Raw genomic sequence first — 23,410 nt, 5'->3', positions numbered from 1 at the left:
TTTATGGAGCTATGCAATGTTTTAAAGTATGACCGATCCCTCTACCCAAGTAAGGCGGTATTTTTCTATAAAACAGCCGATTCTGATTTTGTTCCTCTTGAAGCTGAAATCACTCGTATACGTGGTCAAAAAGCTGGATTCACTGAAGCATTTACTCCTCAATTTAAATCGAAAAACTTAGCACCCCAGGACCTTACACACTGTAATCCTCTAACGATTGAAGAGTGTTATGTTCCGCCAAATGTAGCTCACATCTATTGCCGCTTCTCGCTAAGAGTACAAGCTAACTCGCTCAAACCATCTGGCTGCAGCGATCCTGAAGTTTCTAGTTTGCTTGAGAAATTGTCCGCAGCATTTAAGAAGTGCGACGGTTACCAAGAGCTGGCGACCCGTTTTTGTAAAAATCTGCTGTTAGGAACTTGGCTCTGGCGTAATCAAAACTCTGGTAACACTCAAATAGATGTTAAAACCAGTACGGGAAAGTGTTATCAAATCAGTAATACGAGGCAGTTAGCTTGGAATATTTGGTCTTATGAAGCCCAGACTGTTCTTGATGAATTAAGTAAAGAGATGCACTTAGCTTTGACTGATCCGAATGTATTTTGGAGCGCCGATATTACAGCAAAAATTGAGACTGTCTTTTGCCAAGAGATCTACCCAAGCCAAACCTTTGGTGAAAAGTCCGCAGAAGGTGAAACTTCAAAACAGTTTACTAAGGTTAAATGTACTGATGGTCGTTATGCGGTGAGTTTTAATTCGGTCAAGATAGGTGCGGCTATTCAATCAATTGATAATTGGTGGGATCAGGACGATGTTAAACGATTACGAGTACATGAGTTCGGTGCAGACAAAGAGCTGGGTATTGCACGGCGTTCACCTGAATCTGCACTGAGTTTTTATACCTTATTTGTAAATACAGAGCTGTATTTAGCAGAACTCAAACAACAGGCCGCAGAGTCAGGGCATTCAATTCATCCTAATATTTACTATCTTTTTGCTGTCCTGATAAAGGGTGGCATGTTCCAGAAGAAAGCCGAAACGAAGAAGGCATAATATGCAGCGCTACTATTTTATGGTGCGTTTCTTACCACAAGAAGCAAACTTTGCCTTACTAATGGGGCGTTGTATCTCAGTAATGCATGGGTACATCTGTAAACATGAAATTAAAGGTCTTGGGGTGACATTTCCTGCTTGGTCAGACGCGTCTATCGGTAATGTGATTGCTTTTGTTCATTCTGATGAAATTGTATTGAGTGAGCTTAAGCAGCAATCCTATTTTCAAGATATGAAAGAATGTGGCTTTTTTAGTCTTGGTAACGTTGACGTTGTACCTGATGATTGTGCTGAAGTGATGTTCAAACGTAATCAGGCAATTGCAAAGATTTTTGTTGGCGAGGCCCGCAGACGCTTAAAACGTTTGGAAAAACGAGCGTTAGCTCGAGGTGAGACGTTTAATCCTATAAAAAATACTCAGCCAAGAGAGTTTAACATTTTCCATCGTATAGCAATGAGCAGCAGTAGTAATAAGCAAGATTATCTTCTTCATATACAGAAAATGGTAGCAAAGGAGCAAACTGAACCATTGTTTAGTAGCTATGGGTTTGCTAGCAATTTACAACTAAATGGAACAGTACCGGAGCTATCTCGTCTTGTAGATAAAATCTGACCTTTTGGTTTGGTGGTTGCTGTAACGTTTTAATTTTAAAGCCAATTATCTGTTTAAGACATTATATGGTTATTTTCTGAATTTTGGCTCTAGTAATTGATTTTATATAGGTTTATTTTATAAGTGTATAGTGACCTGCCGAATAGGCAGCTGAAAATTAATGCTGTATGCATGGGCGATGTCAGCAAGTGTGACCTGCCGAATAGGCAGCTGAAAATTTAGTGAACAGTGTAAAATCCTTTATACCAAGGTGACCTGCCGAATAGGCAGCTGATAATAAAAACAATCGTTTCGACGTTTATGTTAATACAGCAAACTGCCGGATAGGCAGTAAAAGCCTCTTCTTACCCAATGTGGGAAGAGGCTTTTTATTGGCAATGCCCCAATTTTCGCTGGATAATTGTTTGAGTGGAAATGCGCCTTTTTAAGCTATTGATAGCCATTAAAAATCTAAAGTTTGATCAATTTTGAGGAAAATCACTACCAACACGACGGTAGACGTGAAAATAAATATTGATCAATTTCTAGCAAGCTTTTGGACAAAAGCGTGTCAGAACCTCGGCTGCATCAGGCTAATTTTGGATAAAAATTTATATGGCGATAACGCCTTGCTCACCGGAGAAAATTGGGAGCGTAGCGAGTAATTTTTCCGAGTGCAGCAACTTGTTAGGCAATATCCAGACCTAGATTTTATATTTGAACAGAATACGTAATATATATTCATGAACAAGGTGCCTTAAGAGATAGCCTTGACTTCTCTGAAGTTAAGTATTGTATAGCGCCATGAACAGAGATAACCCTAGGAAATTTCTTACAATCCGTCCAAAGATAATGATCAATAGCCCAAATCCACTCCGTGAACGGTGATACGACACAACTGTTAACATTCTTAGCCCATGAGAAATCATAATTATTGCCGACTTTGTTTTCCAATACAAAATCTTTAAGAGAGTCTGCTTGCACCAGCTTTTCTTTTAAATCCTTTGTTCGTTTCTCGATTGTTTTGGGATTCCCGATATCGAAATTCAACGGTCTTTCTGAGGCCTTACACTCAAACAAATATAGGTTATCTTGAACTCTAACAGCTACATCTATTTCACGCTTTCTTTCTCCGGATGCAATAACACATGAATTTTTTATTACATCAAAATCATTTTCTTTTAAAACATCAGATAAAGTGGCCTCAAACTCATGTCCCTTAACTGAATTAGGGTCGTAATGCCGGAGACCATAAAACATATTTTGAAATAGAAAGTGCCAAGATGATGAGTCACATAAATACCCCTCATCTAGAGCAATCAATACGTACTGCGGGCCTCTCGACCAAACACCTATATTCCTCTGTTTTCCCTCACTTAAAATAACATAGTCAAAAATGGTATCTATTTGATATTCCAGTTCAGATTCTTTAACGCAACAATTATTTTTCAGACTTTCATAATATTTTAAAATTTCATCTTTTATCTCTTCTAAAGAATGATTTACTGTGCAATACCCTCTATGAAATTTAGAATGATAATTAAGCCCAATAGATTTATTAATAAGTTTTTTTCTAGGATCATTTGACATGATATAATTTGAAAGAAAGCCAGCAAACTGCAGAAACTCAAGAAGCCCGAAACCAAATTTTTTCGTGAACTTTTTTGATAAGTATGAATGTGAATCATAGAAATCATTAGAATTAATAAACCAGGGTATATAGTTTGGGGGAAAATCTTCTGGCAGGTCGGTAAGGCCCAAATCTTTAGCTGTGTAATGCGACGCATTAATATATGGAATGAAAATAATATCATGCGCGGCACTTTCATCCTTTAACTTTGTAACGGTATAAGTCCCAACATTACTAGCAATACCTAACTTAATATTATCTTCTTCATTTCTTCTGTCGAAATCTAAAATTAAAAAATCCTGCTCTGCCGTCCTTTCCTCAGTTACATCACCAAGATTGGAGATCGACAGTGCAATACCTTTTCCTAGAGATCGCATCTTAGCTGAAACATACCAATACTGGTAAGAAATTCCCTCTATATAATAAATATCAACAACATCATCAATTTTAAAGTCAGTTAAAACCCACTGGCGACTTCTCTTCAATTCTTTTTCATAAAAAGATACAAAATTTCTTTCAAAATGTCTTGTGTATGATTGTTTTAGGAGCCCTCCTAAAATCAAGTCAAAATCAACTTTAGAAGACAAGGAAAAATCACTGTTATACGATAGTTTTCCATATTTTTTAATCGCTTGCTCCGCTTGTTGCCTAACATTTACAGTTACAGATTCACTTGTATTTGCACCCAAATCTTCAGATAAGCATGGAGCTATTCGTCTGTACAGATGAAGCCAGAAGAATACGGAATGTCTCTTTATTACTCGCCCCATTTCCTCTTCTAGTTCACACAAAATATTTTGCAGCACTTCATACTGTTGATAATGATCTTTGCCAATTATTAGGTCTTTGGATTTACATATCGCATCACGCCTAAAAGACTGAGAATCTAAAACGTATTTTTGGTATATTTTATCCCTGTGGTTATCATGAATTTCTGAAAATACCAATTGGTAATACTCGGGAAGAGCTAACATCTTATGGGTTTTGCCTGCATTAGAGCTCCTTGATCCACTTTTTATTTTATTAACACGTTTTTTTCGATTTAAAGATTTTCTACTTTTTTTCACTTATAGACCTCTAATAAGCTCATTCAGGAAAGCCTAACGCCCGCAATAAACGGCGCGAGGAACGAGCGTCCGGCGACCGCAGGGAGCGAATTTAATTGCCTTGTGTACGCCCAGCATGGGCATGAACTAATGAGGTGAAAGTCCTCTGTAGGAAGGTCACCGTGCAATAACATCCTGTAATTAAACGTTAACTACTAGCGAATGGCAAGGGCTTATCCGCGAGGATTGGTTTGAAGGAAGCCGCTAGCAAATTTGCGAGCTGATGAACAAGAACATCATATGAGGCGTAGGCTAGAGGTGAGTTGGCACAAGACGACGAAACCACGTGATCTAATGGCCACCGTAAATGATGCAGCAGTGCAAAGAAAGTTCATGTTCTTATCTGGGGAGATCTGCTTAACACGCGATCGGTCATTAACCAGTCAGGCTCTGGTTTATAAGTGCCTTGGCTTTTCAGTGTCATCGACTGAAAAGAGCGAACCAGATGAAAACCGATAGCGCATGACGGGGCAACTCGGCATGTGATTAAGCAGAAGTCAGCAGATGGCATAGTAGCCCAACGCCCATCGTAATGGATGGGATAGCATACCCCGCGTTAGCGTTGTGGGTACATGGTGAAGGCCTGAACATTTAGAAGAAGGAGGAGTCTTGTCAAACTTGTTGATACCCACTACGTCGCCAGACGATTACTATCAGCAGCGTATTGATATGCAACCAGCCTTCAACAGCGATTTATTCCAACAACTGCTTCAGCCTGAGAATCTACACCGAGCTTGGCGTCAGGTTAAAGCCAATAATGGCGCGGCTGGTATCGATGGCATGACCATCGAAGCCTTCCCGCTTTGGGTGCAGCAAGGCGGTTGGCAACAGTGTAAATCTCAACTTGAGTTAGGTGAATATCAACCCTCAGCAGTCAGACGCGTAGAGATCGACAAACCCAATGGCGGTAAACGCAAACTGGGTATCCCTAACGTCATTGATCGTGTGATACAGCAATCAATTGCTCAAATTCTCACGCCGTTGTTTGACCCGTCCTTCTCGGCTAATAGCTTCGGCTTTAGACCGAATAGGAATGCCAAACAAGCGGTCTTGCAAGTCAGGAATATCATCAAACATAAACGCAAATTTGCCGTCGATGTTGATCTGTCCAAGTTCTTTGATCGAGTAAATCATGATCTCTTAATGACTCAGTTAAGGATCAAGGTACAGGATAAGCGTCTGCTGGCGCTTATTGGTAAATACCTGCGTGCTGGCGTGATGATCAACGACCAATTTGAAGCAAGCTTCGAAGGCGTACCTCAGGGCGGCCCACTCTCACCATTACTATCAAACATCATGTTGGATAGTCTGGATAAAGAGCTGGGAAGCAGAGGGCATCACTTCGCCCGCTACGCGGATGACTTTATCATCTTGGTCAAGTCTCAACGAGCGGGCGAACGTGTCCTCAAGAGTATTACTCGCTATCTTGCCACTAAGCTAAAACTGGTTGTTAACGAACAGAAAAGCCAAGTGGTTAAGGTAGGCCAAAGCAAGTTCCTAGGGTTTACCTTTAACCGCGGAAAGATCCAGTGGCATGTCAAAACACTGCACATCTTCAAACAAAAGATAAGACGACTGACAAACCGCAATTGGGGCGTGAGCATGAGCTATCAATTGTTTAAAGTGCGGCAATACATGCAAGGCTGGATCAACTACTTTGGCATAGCCAACGCTTACCAAGGATGTGTCGATTTAGACCACTGGATCCGTCGTCGAGTACGTATGTGCTACTGGCGTCAATGGCGAAAGCCACGGACTAAGGTACAAAACTTACTCAAACGTGGCGTCAGGATCCAAGCGGCCGTTGCTTGTGGAATTACAAGCAAAGGGCCGTGGCGAAGCTCGAAAACACCAGGGATACAGCAAGCGCTGAGTAATGAGTATCTTAAGAAAGCAGGATTGTATTCACTGAGAGATGGATGGATCGCGGTTCACTATCCGAACCAGAAAACAGGTTAGGCGTTCTAAATGAACCGCCCTGTGCGGAGCCGCATGCAGGGTGGTGTGGGGGCTGGAGGCTAAATACCTCCGGCTACCCGATTAGCCATTTTAGACCCACTGATTCTCATAAATCGTTCTTCTCAGCGCTCTAGCGGCAAACAGAGCCATTTCTTCCAACTCTTTCTCCGACTCGTCAGGAGTATCAAGTAACCGCTGATCATCCCATGGATCATTTACGTGAACCCACTTATTCCGATACTTCCGTAGCTTGTGTAAATCAGATCGAAGATCGTCAGCAATGGGAGCACCGTCGATTAACTCAAAAAGGCTACTACGTCCTTTATCGCCATACTCGGAGCGCAGATAGGTTTCGATACCAGAAACTGCCGTCAGTATTGATGCCAAGTTCGCCCCATGCACAAACGCCAAGTCAGATTCTCGGACAATGAAAGAGCACCACTCAGACAGAATAACACCGCCCTTTAAGAGCTCTTCATCGAGCGACACTATGTGGTTCCAGAGTTCTTCTTCGTTCATATGGCTAACGTCTTAGTATTTATGCGCTGTGCTGTTTGCAGGGCATAAATCGCTTGTTGGACTTGGCCGCTGCCACATCCATATCAATTGGTATAAATGATGCTATATGAATTTGCTTTTTTGCGGTAGCGGTTTTTTATACAGTTTGATGGGTAATCACTTGATATCGTTTTAGCTTTCTCATTCTTTCAAGCTCACTTTTGACTGACTAAGGCGCGTGGTCCACTGCATTCCAGCCCAGACTCAGGCTAACTCTCGCACCACATCCCCTCATCGGCTTGCGCCCATAAGGCTGGCTGCTTTTCGCTGTCGGTCATTACACTACGTCTTGAGGGCGTGGTTATCCTGACATACGTACTGGCTGACCTTGGATGTTTATCATCACTACCGACTGTGGCCTTATCAGTCCAATAAACTGCAAATGACCTAACTGGCATTGCGGACATGACCACGAACCGTCCTCATTAACCAAAGGACTCGCCAATACCACCTGCGGCTTGCCTAATTGCTGCTGGATGAGCGCGAGCTTTTTGCGGCGGCAAGCGTTGGCTAAAAAGCCAAAGTGCCTGACTCGCATTAACCCTTTGGGCAACACATGCAATAAGTAACGGCGGATAAACTCATCACAGCTTAGCCGCATTTGCTTATGCTGCTGACCATCACGATAGTCTTTGTAGCGAAAACTGACATGCTCTGCGGTCACTTCGGCAATTCTTGACTCATGCAGCATGCCTTTACGGGTATAACGCCCAAAGTATTCCACCACGGTTTCGGCGCGGCTTAGACACGCTTTGCTGTAAACACACCACGGTTTTGCCATTAAGGTGTCAGCCGCTGGAATAGCCAGCTGGCGTTGTCGCAGTGCCCGTAATAGCTTGGCCCGATACACGGTGGACAAGGCTTTAACCGGAAACAGATAATCCGTTTTAACGACATGCCAATCTCCCGCTGACGTCACTACCCCGCCCGGGATTAAGCAATGCAAGTGGATATGTTGACTCAAGGTCTGCCCCCACGTGTGCAGCACCATAGTGCAACCCAATTGACCCAGAAGGTGTTTCCGTTTCATGCCAAACTGCGCAAGCGTCTGCCACACAGACTCAAACAGGGCGCTGTATAACGGCTTGGCAGCGTAGTGCGCCAAGATGTTCAACTCGTGGGGTAAAGTAAAGACCAAGTGGAAATAGCGACAAGCCAAGACTTGCGCCTGCTGCGCAGCAATCCATGCTTGCGTCTGCCTTCCCTGGCAACGAGGGCAATGCCGGTCACCACAGGAGCAAAACACCTGCTGCTCATACTGGCAAGTATCACAACGCCAGTGCTGTATGCCTAAGGTTTGCGTGCGACACTGCTGAATATGCTGGCAGACTAAGGCTTGCTGTTCGGTCAGTTTATGCTGCTGTTGGTAGTGGGCTAAGTGCTGCTGAAGGATATCGCTTACATGGTAGGTGGTTGCCATGGCATCCCCCCAAGACTTGCTAGCAAGTCACAGCCTTGATGACCTAATTCCGGCGACCAATGCAAGTAGCGCTCGGTAGACTTTATACTGTGATGCCCAAGTTGGGCCTGTAATTGATGAAGGGGCATACCCGCTTGCAATTGGTGAGTCGCATAAGCATGCCTTAGACTGTGTGGGCTGCACGGCTTAGTGATCCCCGCTAAGCGAGCCGCCTTCGCTAACGCTTTACGAAAAGTCGACTCATGTAGCGGATAAACCACATCATGATAGGTCGAGGCAAACAGCCATTCGATGGGATGATACGCTTGCCAATACTGACGCAACAGGGTGAGCAAGGTCGGTGAAATAATCACCCAGCGGTCGCAGGCGCCTTTACCTTGACACACTTTGAGTAACTGCCGCTGTCCGTCGATATCAGCGACCTTAATATGGGTTAACTCACTGACGCGTAAACCACAACCATAACACAGCGCCAACATGGCGCGTTGTTTCAGGTTTTGACAGTGATACAGCAGTGCCGCGATATCTTGGCAACTAAGAAGTTGCGGCAGCTTGTGCGGACGTTTAGGTAAACTCAGCTGAACCGTAAAGTCGCGCCCTAGGACATGTTCATAGAAAAAATGAATGCCATTAAGCTGTAACTTTAAGGTGGCTCTGGAATGATGTCGCTCAAGATTCAAATAACGGAAATAAGTCGTAAGTTGCTCATCCGTAATGCTATCGAGCGGTTGGTTTGCATAGTGCTGCAGTTGGGTGATGGCACGCAGATAAGCATCGCGTGTACGGGCTGAGTAACTACGTAAACTAATCTCGTCATGGAACTGTTGCAGAAGTGATGACATAGTAGACCTCCTAGGTAAGGGATTATCCCTAGGAGTAAGTGTGGAGCAGTGGTTCCCTTTAAGCTCCGCGCAGCGGCTTAGTTCAACATTTTATTAGTGCGCATGCGCGTTTACCACGTTAGACCAGTGAAAACGCGCACGGTTAACTCTCTGTATGCAAAGAACTTATCAGCTTTCTGCCAAATACACCATCTGGAAAAACGCGCATGCGCGTTTTTCCAAACCTATTAACTAAAACTTAGCCTCTATAGTCAATTGATTTTATAGCATTTTATTTATTACGTATGGAATTAGTGCGCACTGATTTTGTCTGAAAATCATACCAAAACACCTAAATTTAAATACGACTGTATACCCATACATTGTTAGCCGATTTCTGGTAAGGCCAAACATAGTAAATAGATAAGAATTTGTATGGCAGCAAATGTGGGAATTTTCGGTAGAGCTAACGAGCCAAAACACGGAATGGAGCAATTTTGATTTAGAAATGGCAGCGTAACTATGCGATCGCTGCCATTTTAGTATCAAACTTATTGCTCCCCCCACAGTTACAGCTGAACAATTCACAGATAGAGAGTCATTAAAGGCCGCTAAAAAATTTGCGCAAGATCTAGGGAAGGATTTAAGAAGATAGGTCGCTAGTAACGAATGCTGGATACTCAGCTAAGCAACTTTTCAATACCCATTTTGATTCACTGGTGGCTAGATTAGCAATACAACCAATACTATTTAGAGCAATTGTCAGTTTGCAAATGCTTAATAGTCATTTGTAGTAAAGTTACATTTTTCACTTGAGTTATTTTGCGGCTGCTCCTATTTGTCAGACTATGGGTACATTTTATGTCGACGTATGGTTACATCATTTAGCTAAGTAATTGTTTCTGTATATGCTGCTATGTCATAGTTTGGTTTCAGCGACACTTTCAGTGACAACGGCTTAGCTCATGTCGATATTTCAGTTTTATGGGCTATTTTCTTTTTTATACCCACTTGTGATTTTTTTATGAAACTCATTCCTCTGCTAAAACAGCCGCGTATTCACTGACTATTCTAATGTGAAACTTCTCATAACATGATGTCTTATATCTATTATTTTGTTTATAAAGAGGATTTACAATGCAGAACAAGCATTGGTCAAAAGTTCAGTTATTGCATGAGGTGGTCACCAATCCCAATATCATAGTCAAAGGCCAACATAGCTATTACAGTGATTGCTGGGATGCTGGCTTTGAGGGATCAGCAGTGAGATATCTTCATGGTGATGAAGTGAGCCGTGAGTGGGAGCCTAAGTGGCCTATCGATAAACTTTATATCGGGAACTATGTGTGTATCGCTGCCGAAGTTGTGATCTTAATGGGCGGAAATCATACGCATAGAGCGGATTGGTTTTGTTTATATCCCTTTATGGATTTCATCGAGGAGGCCTATGTAGGCAAAGGCGATACTCATATTGGTGATGGGGCTTGGTTAGGTATGAGATGTATGCTGATGCCTGGGGTGACGATAGGTGAAGGTGCGGTTGTTGCCGCAAATAGTGTCGTCACTCAAAATATCGAACCCTACAGTATTGTGGCGGGATCACCTGCGAAATTAATCAAGTATCGGTTTGATAAAGACGTCATTACTGAGTTACTGGCGTTAAAAATCTACGATTGGCCTGCCGAAAAGTTTGAAAGCTTAAAGCGGTATTTGTGTTCGGCGGATTTTGACGCGCTCAGCAAAGCGATCACTCTCTATGACCAATCCATACATCAAAGCAAATAACCGTTAGTCCCAAAGTGAAAGGTCGCGCTCAGTCGAGTCCTTTCACTTATTCTGCCTTAAATCTACTTTTTGGAGTTTTGGCTAATTCGGCCAGTTCTTCGATGATCACCCGTAGCTTGGGTTGGAGGTAAGGGGTTTTAAGCCAAATAAGGTGGATAGGTGTGTCGTCACTGGCGAGTTCGTCCAGTACCGAGATGAGTTCACCGGTTTTAAGATAGTCCTCAACTAGCCATATAGGCACTTGCGCTAAACCTACTCCCGCCAGTGTGGCCGCTAAAATGGCTTCGCAATCAGCGATTTCGTGGCGCACTGGAATATCATAGGCCTCGATGATCCCATCCTCATTTTTAAGTAACCAGCGATGTTGCTGCCCGAGCGGCCAGCCAACAATGCATTGGTGCTGGCTAAGATCTGCTTTGTCTTTTGGTGTGCCAAGTCGAGCAAAATAGGCAGGAGATGCGCAGATCACTCGGCGTTGTTCCCCTAATCTACGGGCGACTAAATCCACAGTGTCGCCGAGTTGTCCGACACGCACCGCCAAATCAATCCCATCATTGAATAGATCTGTCGCTCTATCGTTAAAGGTAATGGATAACTCGAGCTTGGGATATTTTTGCGATAGTGATAATAGGGTTGGCAGTATATATCGCCGCCCAAACGTGACGGGTAAATCCACTCGCACTCGACCTGAGGGAATTTGCTGTTCGCTGCCGAGGCGGCTCTGTGCATTGTCTAGGATTGCCATGGCATTTTGGCAGTCTTTGAGGTACGAATCGCCATCATTGGTTAAGCTCACACGCCTTGTGGTGCGGTGCAGCAGCTTAGTACCTAAGCGGGTTTCTAATCGTACTATGCTTTTACTGAGCGCCGAACCTGTCATGCCTAACGCCTGCGCCGCTAAGGTAAAACTGCCGAGCTGGGCAACTGTGACGAAATGGCGTATCTCAACAAATTGATTATTTATCACGGCAATTAATTCCTTGAAGGACTTAGTGATGGTCATTTTAGTGACTTAATCATGGGAAGTGAATCGCGTAAGCTACTACCACAGTATGAAAAAGAGCGTTAACTAACGGGCGATCGCCATTTTGTGATTGATTAACAACGCTTTTTTATACCATAGATTTTTATCCCTATTGAGTGAGCTAACTATGAAATCGTCGAATAATTTGCAAGGTAAAGTGGCTTTTGTACAAGGTGGTAGTCGTGGTATCGGTGCCGCCATCGTTAAACGTTTAGCGAGTGACGGCGCAGCAGTTGCCTTTACCTATGTTTCATCTGAAGCCCAATCACAATTGCTTGTTGACGAAGTTATCACCCATGGTGGTCAAGCCATTGCCATTAAGGCCGACAGCACAGAGCCTGATGCGATTCGTCGTGCCATCCGCGAGACCAAAGAGCATTTCGGTGGCTTAGATATAGTGGTCAATAATGCGGGCACGTTGATTTGGGATAGCATCGAGAACCTGACGTTAGAGGACTGGGAGCGAACAATTAACACTAATGTGCGCAGTGTGTTTGTGGCGAGCCAAGAAGCCGCGCTGCACATGAATGACGGCGGCCGGATCATCAATATCGGTAGCACGAACGCTGAGCGTATTCCGTTTGTAGGTGGTGCGATTTACGGCATGAGTAAATCGGCCTTAGTCGGTTTGGCCAAAGGACTCGCGCGGGATTTAGGCCCTCGAGCTATTACGGTGAACAATATTCAGCCTGGACCTGTGGATACCGATATGAACCCTGATAACGGTGATTCATCCGAGCCCGTTAAGGCGATAGGCGCACTAGGGCGTTACGGTAAAGCCGAAGAGATCGCCAGCTTTGTCGCCTTTATTGCGGGCCCAGAAGCGGGCTATATCACAGGGGCGAGTTTGATGATTGATGGTGGGTTTTCTGCATAAGTTTTGCCTGTATTTATCTTTTAGGCAAAAAGTTTGATTCCAATCATTAATAAGCCTGCACAAGAGTCACTCTGGCGGGCTTTACTTAAGCTGTGGCTAGTTATGAAAAATCAATATGTTAGAGCATAAAAACTCGTTGAGTATGATGGTAAGACCTTAGGTCGTTGTTACTCAAATTATCCGTCAGCAAAGCGTGGTTTTATTGAAATGGTGGACTATGGCTTGACTCAGGCAAGGCAAAATAATTTGCTTGTTGATGAACTATTGTTACAATCCGCCGGTCTTATCTTCAGCTATCTGTTGAAAGACACTCATTTTTTATCTTTATTATCAAAGAATAAGACGAAGGGAAATCCAAATTTCTAAGTTATCGACTAAGCAAACAGGCAACTTATGGGGCGTGATGGTGTTTACCATTCTGACCTTGTTCTGTTTGACTCAAAATAGTGGAATACTTAACTTGTTGCTCAAGGAGTCGAGCGCGCAAGCGATGTCGGCTACGTCTTTTTCTGGTGCTGGTTTTAGCGCCAACTCAGTTTTAAACTCAAGTTCAGCTTCAAACAATATGGCTAGCCACGCCGATGCTCAAGCGGCAGGTACTGAGCTGGTCAAAAGTGAACCTAAAAAATGTGAATTGTCTGAGAAATCGATCCGAACCTGTATCGACACTCCGAGTACCATCCCATTTCTTATCCTGCTGTTCCTACTGCCGTTACTTCCCCGCGCCTCCCGCGTGATAACACTGTTACCCATACAAGGTTATCAAGCTAAACCTAGGCGAATACATCTCACACATTGTCGCTTTCAAGAATAAAAACTTATTTATCAATTTGATAGGTGGGTTTGTTTAGGCATGCTTTCTCTCAGTCAATATTTGACTTTTCTCGCCAGTTTGCCGGTAGAAAAGAAAGTTAAGCGGCTGCAGAACATCCAATTTTACACATCACACCTCCCTATCTGACTGCTTGAACTTAAGCCTTCTATCACGCTGATGTTTCTTAAGCCATAACGATATTGGTAACCAGAACATAGCGTTAGCCAATATTTATATGGCCTAAAAGCAAGGTAAGCATGCACGCAGCATCACAGAGTCTTGTTTAACTTAGCTTGGTCTAACAGCGCTTAAGTATTGCAATGGCAAATGCTGACGACATATCGAAGAGATTAATATGCAATTGAATAACAAACAGTTAATGCATATTTGGGGGACAAAATGAGTACATTAAAATCCATGTTAACCAGATTCTGGATACTCGCCTTGATAGTGACGAGTCCGTCGCTAATGGCCGCATCGACGGGGTGGTTGGTTAATGATAATCACCCGCCAGCCAAAGTACGTTTTATGCTAACGGGGGAGGTTGATCCTGCAACGAATACTTTGCCCGCTGTGCTTGAAGTACAACTTGAGGGCGATTGGAAAACCTATTGGCGTAGTCCTGGGGAAGGCGGTATCGCGCCGACGATAAAATGGGATGGCTCACGCAATCTACAGCAAGTGGATTGGAGATGGCCTGCGCCAGAGGAATTCTCATTATTGGGATTACAAACCTTTGGTTATAAAGGCAATACCACCTTTCCATTAACCCTAAAAGTCGATGATATCGCTGCGCCAACTCAGCTGCGTGGCAAAGTGACCTTGTCGACCTGTACCACCATCTGTGTACTGACGGATTATCAGATTAGTCTCGACTTCACGCCCAATGCGCTGCAAGCGGATACCGATGCCATGTTGGCCTACAACAAAGCCGTGTCGCTTGTGCCGCAAAAAGTGTTGACCCAAGAGGGCCAAAATCCTGCGATGACAATGGGTTGGGATACCGCCAAAGGTCAACTTGAAGTCAGGCTTAATGATGCCAACTGGCAGCAACCCACAGTGATTATCGATGGCGAGCCAGATACCACATTTAAGCTAGTGAGCTTAAAACTGAGTGAAAGCGATGTTAACGGCAAGCAATTGGTCGGTATTTTTAGCGGTAAAAGTTGGCTGGGCGAGCCTGAAGTTTTAGGTAAATCGCTGAACATGACTGTCGCCGATAGCGAGCGGGCGTTGGAATACAGCGCCGAGGTTAAGCCTGTGGTAATTACCCAAGAAAGCACCTCGATATTCGGCATGATACTGCTGGCGCTTATCGGTGGTTTGATTTTAAACGTCATGCCCTGCGTGTTACCAGTACTCGGCATGAAGCTCAGTTCAGTGGTTGCCGCGCCTGATCTTAAGCGCAATCAAATCCGCCAACAGTTCATCGCATCAGCGCTGGGGATATTGGCCTCATTCTGGTTACTCGCTGGCTTTATCTTAATGCTTAAGCTTACGGGGCAGGCGATTGGTTGGGGCGTGCAGTTCCAAAACCCTTGGTTTATCGGCTTTATGGCGCTGGTGACCACAGTGTTTGCCTTCAATATGTTAGGTGTATTTGAGATTAACTTACCCTCTAACGTGCAAACCAAGTTGGCGACGACGGGCGGCAATAATAACAGCGGCCACTTTTTACAGGGCATGTTTGCTACGCTACTGGCGACGCCGTGCAGTGCGCCATTTTTGGGTACTGCGGTCGCCTTCGCCTTGGGCGCCGATGTACTGAGCTTGTTTGCCATCTTCACTGCGTTGGCCGTGGGTATGGCGTTCCCTTGGTTGATTGTGGCGGCATTTCCGCAAGTGGCGGGTTATTTCCCTAAACCCGGTCGCTGGATGAACACAGTCAAAGTGTTTTTCTCCGGCATGTTACTACTCACCAGTTTGTGGCTCATTAGCCTGTTGTCCAGCTTCATTGATACAATCTACCTGTGGCCATTAGCTGGCATTATTACACTGATATTTATGGTGTTTATGGCTAAAAAATATGGCGCGATTGCCATTGTGAGCTGCTTAGGTATCGGTATTTTACTGTCGGCAATCATCGCCTTTATGACGGTGAACCAGTGGGCTAAACCTTTACCTGCGGATCTTGCTTGGACGCCATTGGATCAAGCATTGATTAATCAGCAGGTCGCCCAGGGCAAGACAGTATTTGTCGATGTCACTGCCGATTGGTGCATTACCTGTAAGGCCAATAAAGTTGGCGTGATCTTGCAAGACCCTGTTTATAGCCTGTTGCAACAGCCGCATATTTTGCCGATGAAGGGCGATTGGACTACGCCTTCTGAGCCCATTACTCACTACCTGCAAAGCCATCATCGTTTTGGGGTGCCATTCAACGTGGTTTACGGCCCGGGTGCACCGCAGGGGATTGAGCTGCCGGAAATTCTATCGACTGACCTTGTGCTCGCTGCGATTGAGCAGGCCTCAGCGTCCCTTGAAAAGTCATCAGTAGCGGCAGAGAAATAACGCTAACGAACAGCCATTCACTCGGACATGTCATTCGGCAATATCACTGGCGAGTCTCATTCAATAGCGAGTCGAGTGGCACTCAACAAATACTCAGGTCAGGGATAACTCTGACTTAAGACAATGGAAATCGATTATGAAACAGACAATTGAAGCACAAAACATCACTGAATCAATGCAGAATACTCAAGTCATCGGAGGCACTAAGATGTCGAAATTTAGCTCTTTATTCAAACATCGCAAGTTGCAGATGTTTGCTGTCTCGGGTGTCGCCATGGCAATGCTGGTGGTTTCCTTGCCTTCGGTGAGCACCATGGCCTATGCCAAAGACAGCAGTTTATCGGCGGCCCAGCAGCAAGAGGTGCGAGCGATTCTTAAAGATGCCTTGATCAATGATCCTGACCTAATGAGAGAAGCAATTATTGCGTGGCAAGCAAGGGAGCAAGAGGGGGCCAATACCGCCATGCAAACGAGCCTAGTGACCCATCATAAAGCCATGTATGAGACCAAAAGCGATCCGTGGAAGGGCTCTGCGACACCTGAGATTGAGATGGTGTATTTCACCGATTTTAACTGCCCATACTGCAAGAAAATCGAGCCTTCGCTGAACCAGCTGATTGAAGAATTTCCGCAGTTAAAAATCATAGTTAAAATGGTGCCGCTGCAGGGCGAAGGCTCCAAAATGGCAGTCGATTTTGCCCAAACGGTTTGGTTAAACGAGCCTGAAAAGTATCTCAAGGTGAAGGATATGTTGATGTCGAGTCCGCGTGGACTCGATGCCGCCGCCATCGCTAAGGTCGCTAAACTGACGGCAACCGAGCGTTGGGTTGGCAACACAGATGAGCGCGTGGCTAAAATGGTCGATGACAATGTTAATTTAATGAATGAGTTAGGCATAGGTGGCACTCCAAGTATGGTAGTGGCCGATACGCTTATTCCCGGATTAGTGCCTTACGAAGTGTTAAAAGAGCAGCTTGAAGCCGCGATTGCCGCTAAAGATAAGACGCAGAAGAGCAGTTAAGATGCCGCCAAAGGAAACTGAAAATATGAGCGCCGAACAGGTTTCGATATCTTTACCTAAACGCATATTGGGCTGGATTAAGCAGCTGGCACTTTGGCTGCTCATTGCTCTTATCGTGACCAGCGTGATGGACATCTGGCGCGGCAAAGATATCCCGCGGGATAATTTGCCGCAGCTCCAAGGGACGACGTTGGCAGGGGAAGCGCTTGATATTGCCACGTTAAGTCAAGATCAGGCGGTATTAGTGTACTTCTGGGGCACTTGGTGCCCTGTGTGTAATTTTGTCAGCCCGGCAGTCAATCAAATGTCGGCCTATTACCCCGTGGTGACGGTTGCCATGAATTCGGGGGAGGATGAGAAACTGAGAAAATATCTTCAGCATCAAGGCTATGGCTTTGACACTATTAATGATAGTGACAGCAAGATTGCCCGTGATTGGTCATTGCAGGCGACGCCAACCATTATGATCTTTAAAGAGGGTGAGCTAAAACACTATACGACAGGCTTTACTAGCCTACCCGGTATGTGGTGGCGAATGATGTTCACTTAGAAGTGATGCTTCAGGGGCTGTTTTAGGAGAGAAAAAAAGCGCTAATCTTGGTTAGCGCTTTTGTATTATCAACTTATTTCAGGACTAGAGAACTAGCTGAAAGCTTAGGATTTACTTCACTAAAGTGAGCAGTGGTGCCTGACTCACAACTTGGAAGTCGAGCGCCATAGTCACACTGAGCGCCGTAATAGTGATGATTGAAAAACCAAACACTTGGCGAGCCCAGCGTTGCATGTCGACGCCGTGGCGATAACCTTTTAGTGCCATGGCAAGCCACCACAGGCTGGTCGCGCAGGTGACCGCCATAAAGGCGATACCTGTATAACCCGCGAGTGGCAGCAGCGCACTGACTAAGGCGAACACTGCAATATAAAGCACGATATGCAGTTTTGCTTTGGTCATGCCTTCTGCAACCGGCAGCACAGGAATATTAGCGGCCGCATAGTCATTAAAACGGAAAATCGCGATGGCATAGGAATGTGGCATCTGCCATAGACTAAACATCAACAGCAAAATAGCTGCACCCATGTCCATTTGCCCTGTCACGCTGCAATAGCCAACCACGGGCGGTACTGCGCCCGAGAAGCTGCCAACCAAAGTGCCATACACTGAGTTACGTTTCATGTAGAGGCTATAAACCCCCACATAAACGATGTAACCAATAACGGCAAATAGCAGGGCTAATGCATTGGTAAACAAGGCTAAGATGCTAAAACCTAACACACCTAAGGCGAGTCCAAATGCAAGTACGTTACCCACGGCAATTTCGCCCGTGACGGTCACGCGTTTGCAGGTTCGCTGCATTTTGGCGTCGATATCACGGTCAATACAGTTATTGACAGCGCAGCCCGAGGCTACAACCAAGGACAATCCTACTAAGCTCGCCAGCATCAAGACCAAATTTACGTCGCCTTTGGCGGCTAATAAAAAACCGCCAGCAACGGAAATCAGATTCCCGAAAATGATGCCAGGCTTAGTAACCTGCACATACCCTTTGAAGCGTGCTTTCCATTGCGGTGACATAAATCTGTCTTGTGTTTGCATAGACTGTTTCTCGTTACATCATCAAAGCGTTGGCTTCGAGTATGATCCACACCGACAAGCCGACGACCATGACAATAATCAGGGCGGTAAACAGGAAGGAGAAGGTGTTCACTTTGCCTTCTTTCGAGAAATCTAAGTGCAAGAAGTACTTAAGATGTACCACTATCTGCACTATCGCCATCACTAGCACTAAGCTAAGGGTGGTCGCTTTCTCGAAGTGATGGGTCATTACCGCCCAAAATGGAATGGCAGTTAATACCACTGACAGCACAAAGCCCATTAGATATGACTTAATGCTCGCGGCCAGATCGTCAGTGCCATGGCTAGGCTTATCAGTATGACTATGTGCGCTCATTACAGTGCTCCCAATAAATACACGACCGTGAATACACAAATCCACACTATGTCGAGGAAATGCCAGAACAGGCTTAAGCAGCTCAGGCGGGTGATGCTGCGATGACCTAAACCGGTTTTCGCCACTTCAATCATCATGATCGCCATCCAAATCAGACCTGCGGTCACGTGCAAGCCGTGCATACCTACCAGAGTGAAGAAGGACGACAGGAAAGCGCTGCGCTGTGGGCCATTGCCATGTTCAATCAGGTGATGGAACTCATAGACTTCCATCCCGATAAACACACAACCGAGGGCGAAGGTGACGAGTAACCAAGCCAAGGTCGCGGCTTTGTTATGGCGTTTAGCAAAAATCAGCGCCATGCCATAGGTAATACTACTGACGAGCAGGGCGGCAGTTTCAATCAGCACAAAGTCCAATTCGAAAATGTCTTTACCCGATACACCGCCGTCCGTGTTCATGTAGAGCACAGCATAGGTTGCGAAAACCGAGGCAAACAAAATGCAGTCTGTCATCAGGTAAATCCAAAAACCAAACAGAGTGTTGCCACTCGTATCATGGTGTTCGTGATGATCTTCTGCGTGAGCTACTTCTAAATCTGCTGGGATTGCAATACTCATATCAGCCCCTTACTACATTGTTTAAGTGGGCATTTTCAATGCGAGCCACTTCATCGGGTTGCACGTAATAGTCGACGTCATTGTTATAGGCACGGAATAAGAACACGATAAACGCGCCCACTAAGCCCACAATGGCTAACCACAGAATGTGCCAAATAGCGGCAAAACCCGCGGCAGTGATCCCCAGCGCCATTAAGATACCGCTTGAGGTATTTTTCGGCATATGGATTGGCTGATAGTGTTTGAGGCCTTGATAAGCCAAGCCTTTTTCTTTCGCATCGGTAAAGGCATCGATATCATCAACCTGTGGCAGCTTAGCGAAGTTATAGAACTGTGGTGGTGAAGCGGTTGACCACTCTAAAGTATGGCCATTCCATGGATCGCCCGTAGTATCGCGGTTTTGGTCGCGGTCACGGATACTCACGTACAGTTGGATAAACTGCAGAATGATACCGACCATGATGATGCAAGCACCCACAGCGGCTAAGTAGATCCACAGGTTCCATGCTGGGTTATCCGTATGGCTAATTCTGCGCGTCATACCCATAAAGCCTAATACGTACAGCGGCATAAAGGCCACGTAGAAACCGATTTGCCAGCACCAGAATGACGCTTTACCTAAACGTTCATTCAAGTGGAAACCTGTCGCTTTAGGGAACCAGTAAGCAAAGCCTGCTAAGTAACCAAATACCGCACCACCAATAATAGTGTTATGGAAATGCGCGATTAAAAACAAACTGTTATGTAGAACGTAATCGGCTCCTGGTAAGGCTAATAGCACACCTGTCATACCGCCTATGGTGAAAGTCACCATAAAGCCTAGCGTCCACAACACAGGTACAGTTAACCTTAGGCGGCCACGGTAGATAGTGAACAACCAGTTAAACAGTTTCACCCCGGTTGGAACGGCAATCACCATAGTCATCACCCCGAAGAAAGCGTTGACGTTGGCACTGGAGCCCATAGTGAAGAAGTGGTGTAACCAAACGATGAAACCTAAAATTGAAATCGCACCGCTCGCCCACACCATAGAGGTGTAACCAAACAAACGCTTAGCCGTAAAGGTTGAGATCACCTCGGAGAAAATACCAAAAGCAGGCAAAATCAGGATGTACACTTCAGGATGTCCCCACGCCCAAAATAGGTTGATATACATCATGGCGTTACCGCCACCGTCATTGGTGAAAAAGTGGAAATCCATATAACGGTCGAGCGTTAACATGGCTAACACGGCGGTTAATATTGGGAATGACGCGACGATCAAAATGTTCGCCCAAGTACAAGTCCAAGTGAAGATTGGCATTTGCATCAGCTTCATGCCGGGGGCGCGCATCTTCAGTACGGTGGCGATAAAGTTCACCCCGGTTAAGGTTGTCCCTATGCCTGAAATTTGCAGTGCCCAGATATAGTAATCGACTCCAACCCCCGGACTGTAAGCCAGCTCTGAGAGGGGGGGATACGCCACCCAACCTGTTTTAGCAAATTCACCTAAACCCAATGAAATATTGATCAGCACAGCGCCAGAGGCGGTCAGCCAGAAACTAAGGTTATTCAAGAAGGGGAAGGCAACGTCGCGGGCGCCAATCTGCAGCGGCACCACTAAGTTCATTAGACCTATCATAAATGGCATCGCCATAAAGATAATCATGATCACGCCGTGGGCGGTGAAGATCTGGTCGTAATGTTCTGGCGGCAGATAACCTGCGGCGCCGTTGGTGGCGAGTGCTTGCTGGGTACGCATCATAATGGCATCGGAGAAGCCACGAATGAGCATCACCAAAGCCAACACTATGTACATGATACCGAGGCGTTTATGGTCAACTGAGGTTAACCAATTATTCCAGAGTACACTCCATTTTTTGTGTTTAGTGATCAAGGCTGCGATATACAAACCTACCACAGCGACGACCGCTAGGGTCACCATGATGATGGGCTCGTGATAGGGAATCGCATCTAAGCTTAATTTACCGAGAAATGACATGATTACTCCGCCTCCACTTTGTGAGTGGATGAGTGCTCTAAGGATGAAGGTTCTGTGGATGAATCCTGTGTTGATGACGGTACAGAAGGTGTTGAGCTATCCATGTCGGCCATGTTCTGTGTATGTTCCATCGCGTGCTCGCCTGCCATATGTGCCATGTCGTGCATACCTTTCATGTCTGCCATGTCAGATGTGTGCTCAGTGCCCATGTGTTCCATGCCTGCGTGAATGTCCATTCCTTCGTGACCTTTCATGCTCTCATGTGAGTCCATGTGCATGTATTGCATCACGATTTGGTCAAACATCCCTTTGCTCACTGAGCCAAAGTATTCAACTGGATTGTATTCACTCGGTTTAGCCAGTGTGGCGTAGGCCGCTGAGTTCAATGTCTTGCCCTGTTGTTTTAACTTGGCAACCCATGCATCGAAGTCGGCAGGTGTTTGAGTGGCAATTGCTTTAAACTTCATGCCCGCAAATCCGGCGCCGCTGTAGTTAGCCGAAATACCGTCGAAGGTGCCGGGCTCGTTAGCGATCAAATGCAACTTAGTGGTCATGCCCGCCATAGAATAAATCTGGCTGCCTAACTGCGGGATGAAGAAGGAGTTCATCGCAGTATCAGAGGTGATCTTAAAGTTCACTGGCACATTGGCTGGGAACGCCAACTCATTGACCGATGCCACGCCTTGTTCTGGATAAATGAATAACCATTTCCAGTCCAGCGACACCACTTCAACCGTGACGGGTTTCGCTTCGTGCTCTAAAGGTTTGTATGGATCAAGATCATGGGTCGAACCCCAAGTGATCACACCTAGCACTATCACGATCACAATCGGCACTATCCACACTACGGTTTCAATCGCTGTTGAGTGTGCCCATTTAGGCGCATAGATTTCCTGATCACGGCCATCGCGGTATTTCCACGCGAAGTACAATGTCATGGCAATCACAGGGATAACGACAATGAGCATGAGTAGGGTGGCGACGATAATCAGGTGTTTTTCATCGATACCGATTTGGCCCTTAGGGTCCAATACTCCGCCATCACAACCCGCGAGCATGAGTGCTACTGCCGCGATTGCTGCTTTACTTAATTTTCGAATTAACAAAGGAAGATTCCTCTAACCCTAAGGTTTACAACTCTGCCAAGCGTTAACCGGCAGTCGCACTAAGCGGCGTTATCTGAGCGCAAATCCTGAGACCCAAGAGGTATGACACAATAATGTGCCGCCATCCCGAGGCAAATCTAAGATCCGCTTTCAGCGCTTAATGCTTAATTTGAATTTAAAAACAGAGGGTTAAAATGGCGGAGCGCGACAACCGTGGGCGGTATGTTCGAGGGATTTTAGCCTTGGGGGTGCTAAAAAAAGTGAAGCGTTAGTTAAATCGAGATGATTGAAAAATTTGAAGCAGCAGTCGATTAAATGCCATAACTGCAGAATAACGAGGGGATTGAGTAATAACAGGCTGAGCAAACTAGCGCCGATAAACTCGACCAAAAAGCCATTGCTGAGGCTGATGAGTTCACTAATATCAACACAACCGCCGATTAATACGTATAAAACGTCAGCTACAGGCAGCACAAACAATAACCCGAAAAACAGGGTTAGGTTTGTCATGCTAAAGGTTGAAAGCCGAATAGTTAGGTTCAATCTTTCAACAATGAATTGGCTAAGAGCTAATTTCAATTAA

General features: G+C 45.4%; 20 protein-coding genes and 1 CRISPR repeat array. Of the genes, 9 read left to right on the top strand and 11 right to left on the bottom strand.

The genetic code is table 11. The annotated features are described in order from the left end of the window. Nucleotides 1–3: 3 nt before the first annotated feature. Together csy3 and cas6f are read left to right on the top strand one after the other, a co-directional pair. Entirely contained in the window at nucleotides 4–1,053 is a 1,050-nt protein-coding gene (csy3, locus tag KO531_RS13440) for a type I-F CRISPR-associated protein Csy3 (protein WP_219251415.1), read from the top strand. Between the two features lies 1 nt (nucleotide 1,054). Next, nucleotides 1,055–1,666 (top strand): type I-F CRISPR-associated endoribonuclease Cas6/Csy4, encoded by a 612-nt coding sequence (gene cas6f, locus KO531_RS13435; protein WP_219251414.1) that lies wholly within the window; start codon nucleotides 1,055–1,057, stop codon nucleotides 1,664–1,666. Between the two features lie 130 nt (nucleotides 1,667–1,796). Beyond that, nucleotides 1,797–2,001: direct repeats of the CRISPR family, unit length 24 nt; unit sequence GTGACCTGCCGAATAGGCAGCTGA. A 385-nt stretch (nucleotides 2,002–2,386) separates the two neighbouring features. Here cas6f and KO531_RS13430 read toward each other — a convergent pair. After that, on the bottom strand, nucleotides 2,387–4,342 hold the full coding sequence (locus KO531_RS13430; RefSeq protein WP_219251413.1) for a hypothetical protein: 1,956 nt from the start codon (nucleotides 4,340–4,342) through the stop codon (nucleotides 2,387–2,389). A gap of 648 nt (nucleotides 4,343–4,990) precedes the next feature. On the opposite strand from KO531_RS13430, the gene ltrA reads away from it, so the two are divergent. Continuing rightward, a complete protein-coding gene (gene ltrA / locus KO531_RS13425) occupies nucleotides 4,991–6,340 on the top strand; it encodes a group II intron reverse transcriptase/maturase (RefSeq protein ID WP_219251412.1) in 1,350 nt (449 codons plus the stop codon). Nucleotides 6,341–6,430: 90 nt separating this feature from the next. Here the strand turns inward: ltrA and KO531_RS13420 are convergent, their stop codons facing one another. From KO531_RS13420 to KO531_RS13410, 3 genes are all read right to left on the bottom strand, one after another. Continuing rightward, a complete protein-coding gene (locus KO531_RS13420) occupies nucleotides 6,431–6,859 on the bottom strand; it encodes a hypothetical protein (protein WP_219251411.1) in 429 nt (142 codons plus the stop codon). Nucleotides 6,860–7,199: 340 nt separating this feature from the next. Beyond that, entirely contained in the window at nucleotides 7,200–8,318 is a 1,119-nt protein-coding gene (locus tag KO531_RS13415) for an IS91 family transposase (protein WP_219251410.1), read from the bottom strand. Further along, nucleotides 8,297–9,160, bottom strand: a complete 864-nt coding sequence (locus KO531_RS13410; protein WP_219251409.1) for a site-specific integrase — start codon at nucleotides 9,158–9,160, stop codon at nucleotides 8,297–8,299. Before KO531_RS13410 ends, KO531_RS13415 begins: the two co-directional genes overlap by 22 nt. A gap of 1,116 nt (nucleotides 9,161–10,276) precedes the next feature. Between KO531_RS13410 and KO531_RS13405 the strand changes: the two genes are divergently transcribed. Continuing rightward, on the top strand, nucleotides 10,277–10,924 hold the full coding sequence (locus tag KO531_RS13405; RefSeq protein WP_012197821.1) for a CatB-related O-acetyltransferase: 648 nt from the start codon (nucleotides 10,277–10,279) through the stop codon (nucleotides 10,922–10,924). 46 nt (nucleotides 10,925–10,970) lie between these two features. Here the strand turns inward: KO531_RS13405 and KO531_RS13400 are convergent, their stop codons facing one another. Beyond that, nucleotides 10,971–11,891, bottom strand: coding sequence for a LysR family transcriptional regulator (locus KO531_RS13400; RefSeq protein WP_041412513.1), 921 nt, complete (start codon nucleotides 11,889–11,891; stop codon nucleotides 10,971–10,973). A 184-nt stretch (nucleotides 11,892–12,075) separates the two neighbouring features. Between KO531_RS13400 and KO531_RS13395 the strand changes: the two genes are divergently transcribed. The 5 genes from KO531_RS13395 (at nucleotide 12,076) to KO531_RS13375 (ending at nucleotide 17,721) form a co-directional block, all read left to right on the top strand. After that, a complete protein-coding gene (locus KO531_RS13395; protein WP_168826273.1) occupies nucleotides 12,076–12,825 on the top strand; it encodes a 3-oxoacyl-ACP reductase family protein in 750 nt (249 codons plus the stop codon). 403 nt (nucleotides 12,826–13,228) lie between these two features. After that, complete coding sequence (locus KO531_RS13390) at nucleotides 13,229–13,639, top strand: hypothetical protein (protein ID WP_168826275.1); 411 nt, start codon at nucleotides 13,229–13,231, stop codon at nucleotides 13,637–13,639. Nucleotides 13,640–14,038: 399 nt separating this feature from the next. Then, the gene (locus tag KO531_RS13385; RefSeq protein WP_219251408.1) at nucleotides 14,039–16,150 is read left to right on the top strand and encodes a protein-disulfide reductase DsbD domain-containing protein; all 2,112 of its coding nucleotides are present in this window, start codon (nucleotides 14,039–14,041) and stop codon (nucleotides 16,148–16,150) included. 136 nt (nucleotides 16,151–16,286) lie between these two features. After that, on the top strand, nucleotides 16,287–17,171 hold the full coding sequence (locus KO531_RS13380) for a thioredoxin domain-containing protein (protein WP_219251407.1): 885 nt from the start codon (nucleotides 16,287–16,289) through the stop codon (nucleotides 17,169–17,171). A gap of 25 nt (nucleotides 17,172–17,196) precedes the next feature. Beyond that, a complete protein-coding gene (locus KO531_RS13375; RefSeq protein WP_219251406.1) occupies nucleotides 17,197–17,721 on the top strand; it encodes a protein disulfide oxidoreductase in 525 nt (174 codons plus the stop codon). Between the two features lie 111 nt (nucleotides 17,722–17,832). On the opposite strand, the gene cyoE is transcribed toward KO531_RS13375, so the two are convergent. The 6 genes from cyoE to KO531_RS13345 form a co-directional block, all read right to left on the bottom strand. Then, complete coding sequence (cyoE, locus tag KO531_RS13370) at nucleotides 17,833–18,765, bottom strand: heme o synthase (protein WP_131525506.1); 933 nt, start codon at nucleotides 18,763–18,765, stop codon at nucleotides 17,833–17,835. Between the two features lie 13 nt (nucleotides 18,766–18,778). Beyond that, nucleotides 18,779–19,120 (bottom strand): cytochrome o ubiquinol oxidase subunit IV, encoded by a 342-nt coding sequence (gene cyoD, locus KO531_RS13365; protein WP_011787512.1) that lies wholly within the window; start codon nucleotides 19,118–19,120, stop codon nucleotides 18,779–18,781. After that, entirely contained in the window at nucleotides 19,120–19,740 is a 621-nt protein-coding gene (gene cyoC / locus KO531_RS13360; RefSeq protein WP_011787513.1) for a cytochrome o ubiquinol oxidase subunit III, read from the bottom strand. The genes cyoD and cyoC overlap by 1 nt, the downstream gene beginning before the upstream one ends. A 1-nt stretch (nucleotide 19,741) precedes the next feature. Beyond that, nucleotides 19,742–21,721, bottom strand: a complete 1,980-nt coding sequence (gene cyoB, locus KO531_RS13355) for a cytochrome o ubiquinol oxidase subunit I (protein ID WP_198572439.1) — start codon at nucleotides 21,719–21,721, stop codon at nucleotides 19,742–19,744. A 2-nt stretch (nucleotides 21,722–21,723) separates the two neighbouring features. Beyond that, nucleotides 21,724–22,827 carry a ubiquinol oxidase subunit II gene (gene cyoA, locus KO531_RS13350; protein WP_219251405.1) on the bottom strand — a complete coding sequence of 368 codons (1,104 nt, stop codon included), beginning with the start codon at nucleotides 22,825–22,827 and terminating at the stop codon, nucleotides 21,724–21,726. 189 nt (nucleotides 22,828–23,016) lie between these two features. Beyond that, nucleotides 23,017–23,406 (bottom strand): hypothetical protein, encoded by a 390-nt coding sequence (locus KO531_RS13345; RefSeq protein WP_168826289.1) that lies wholly within the window; start codon nucleotides 23,404–23,406, stop codon nucleotides 23,017–23,019. Nucleotides 23,407–23,410 lie beyond the last annotated feature (4 nt).

Source organism: Shewanella sp. NKUCC06_TVS, assembly GCF_019345515.1.
Taxonomy (GTDB): domain Bacteria; phylum Pseudomonadota; class Gammaproteobacteria; order Enterobacterales; family Shewanellaceae; genus Shewanella; species Shewanella oncorhynchi.
This window is presented reverse-complemented; position numbering and strand designations above follow the sequence as displayed.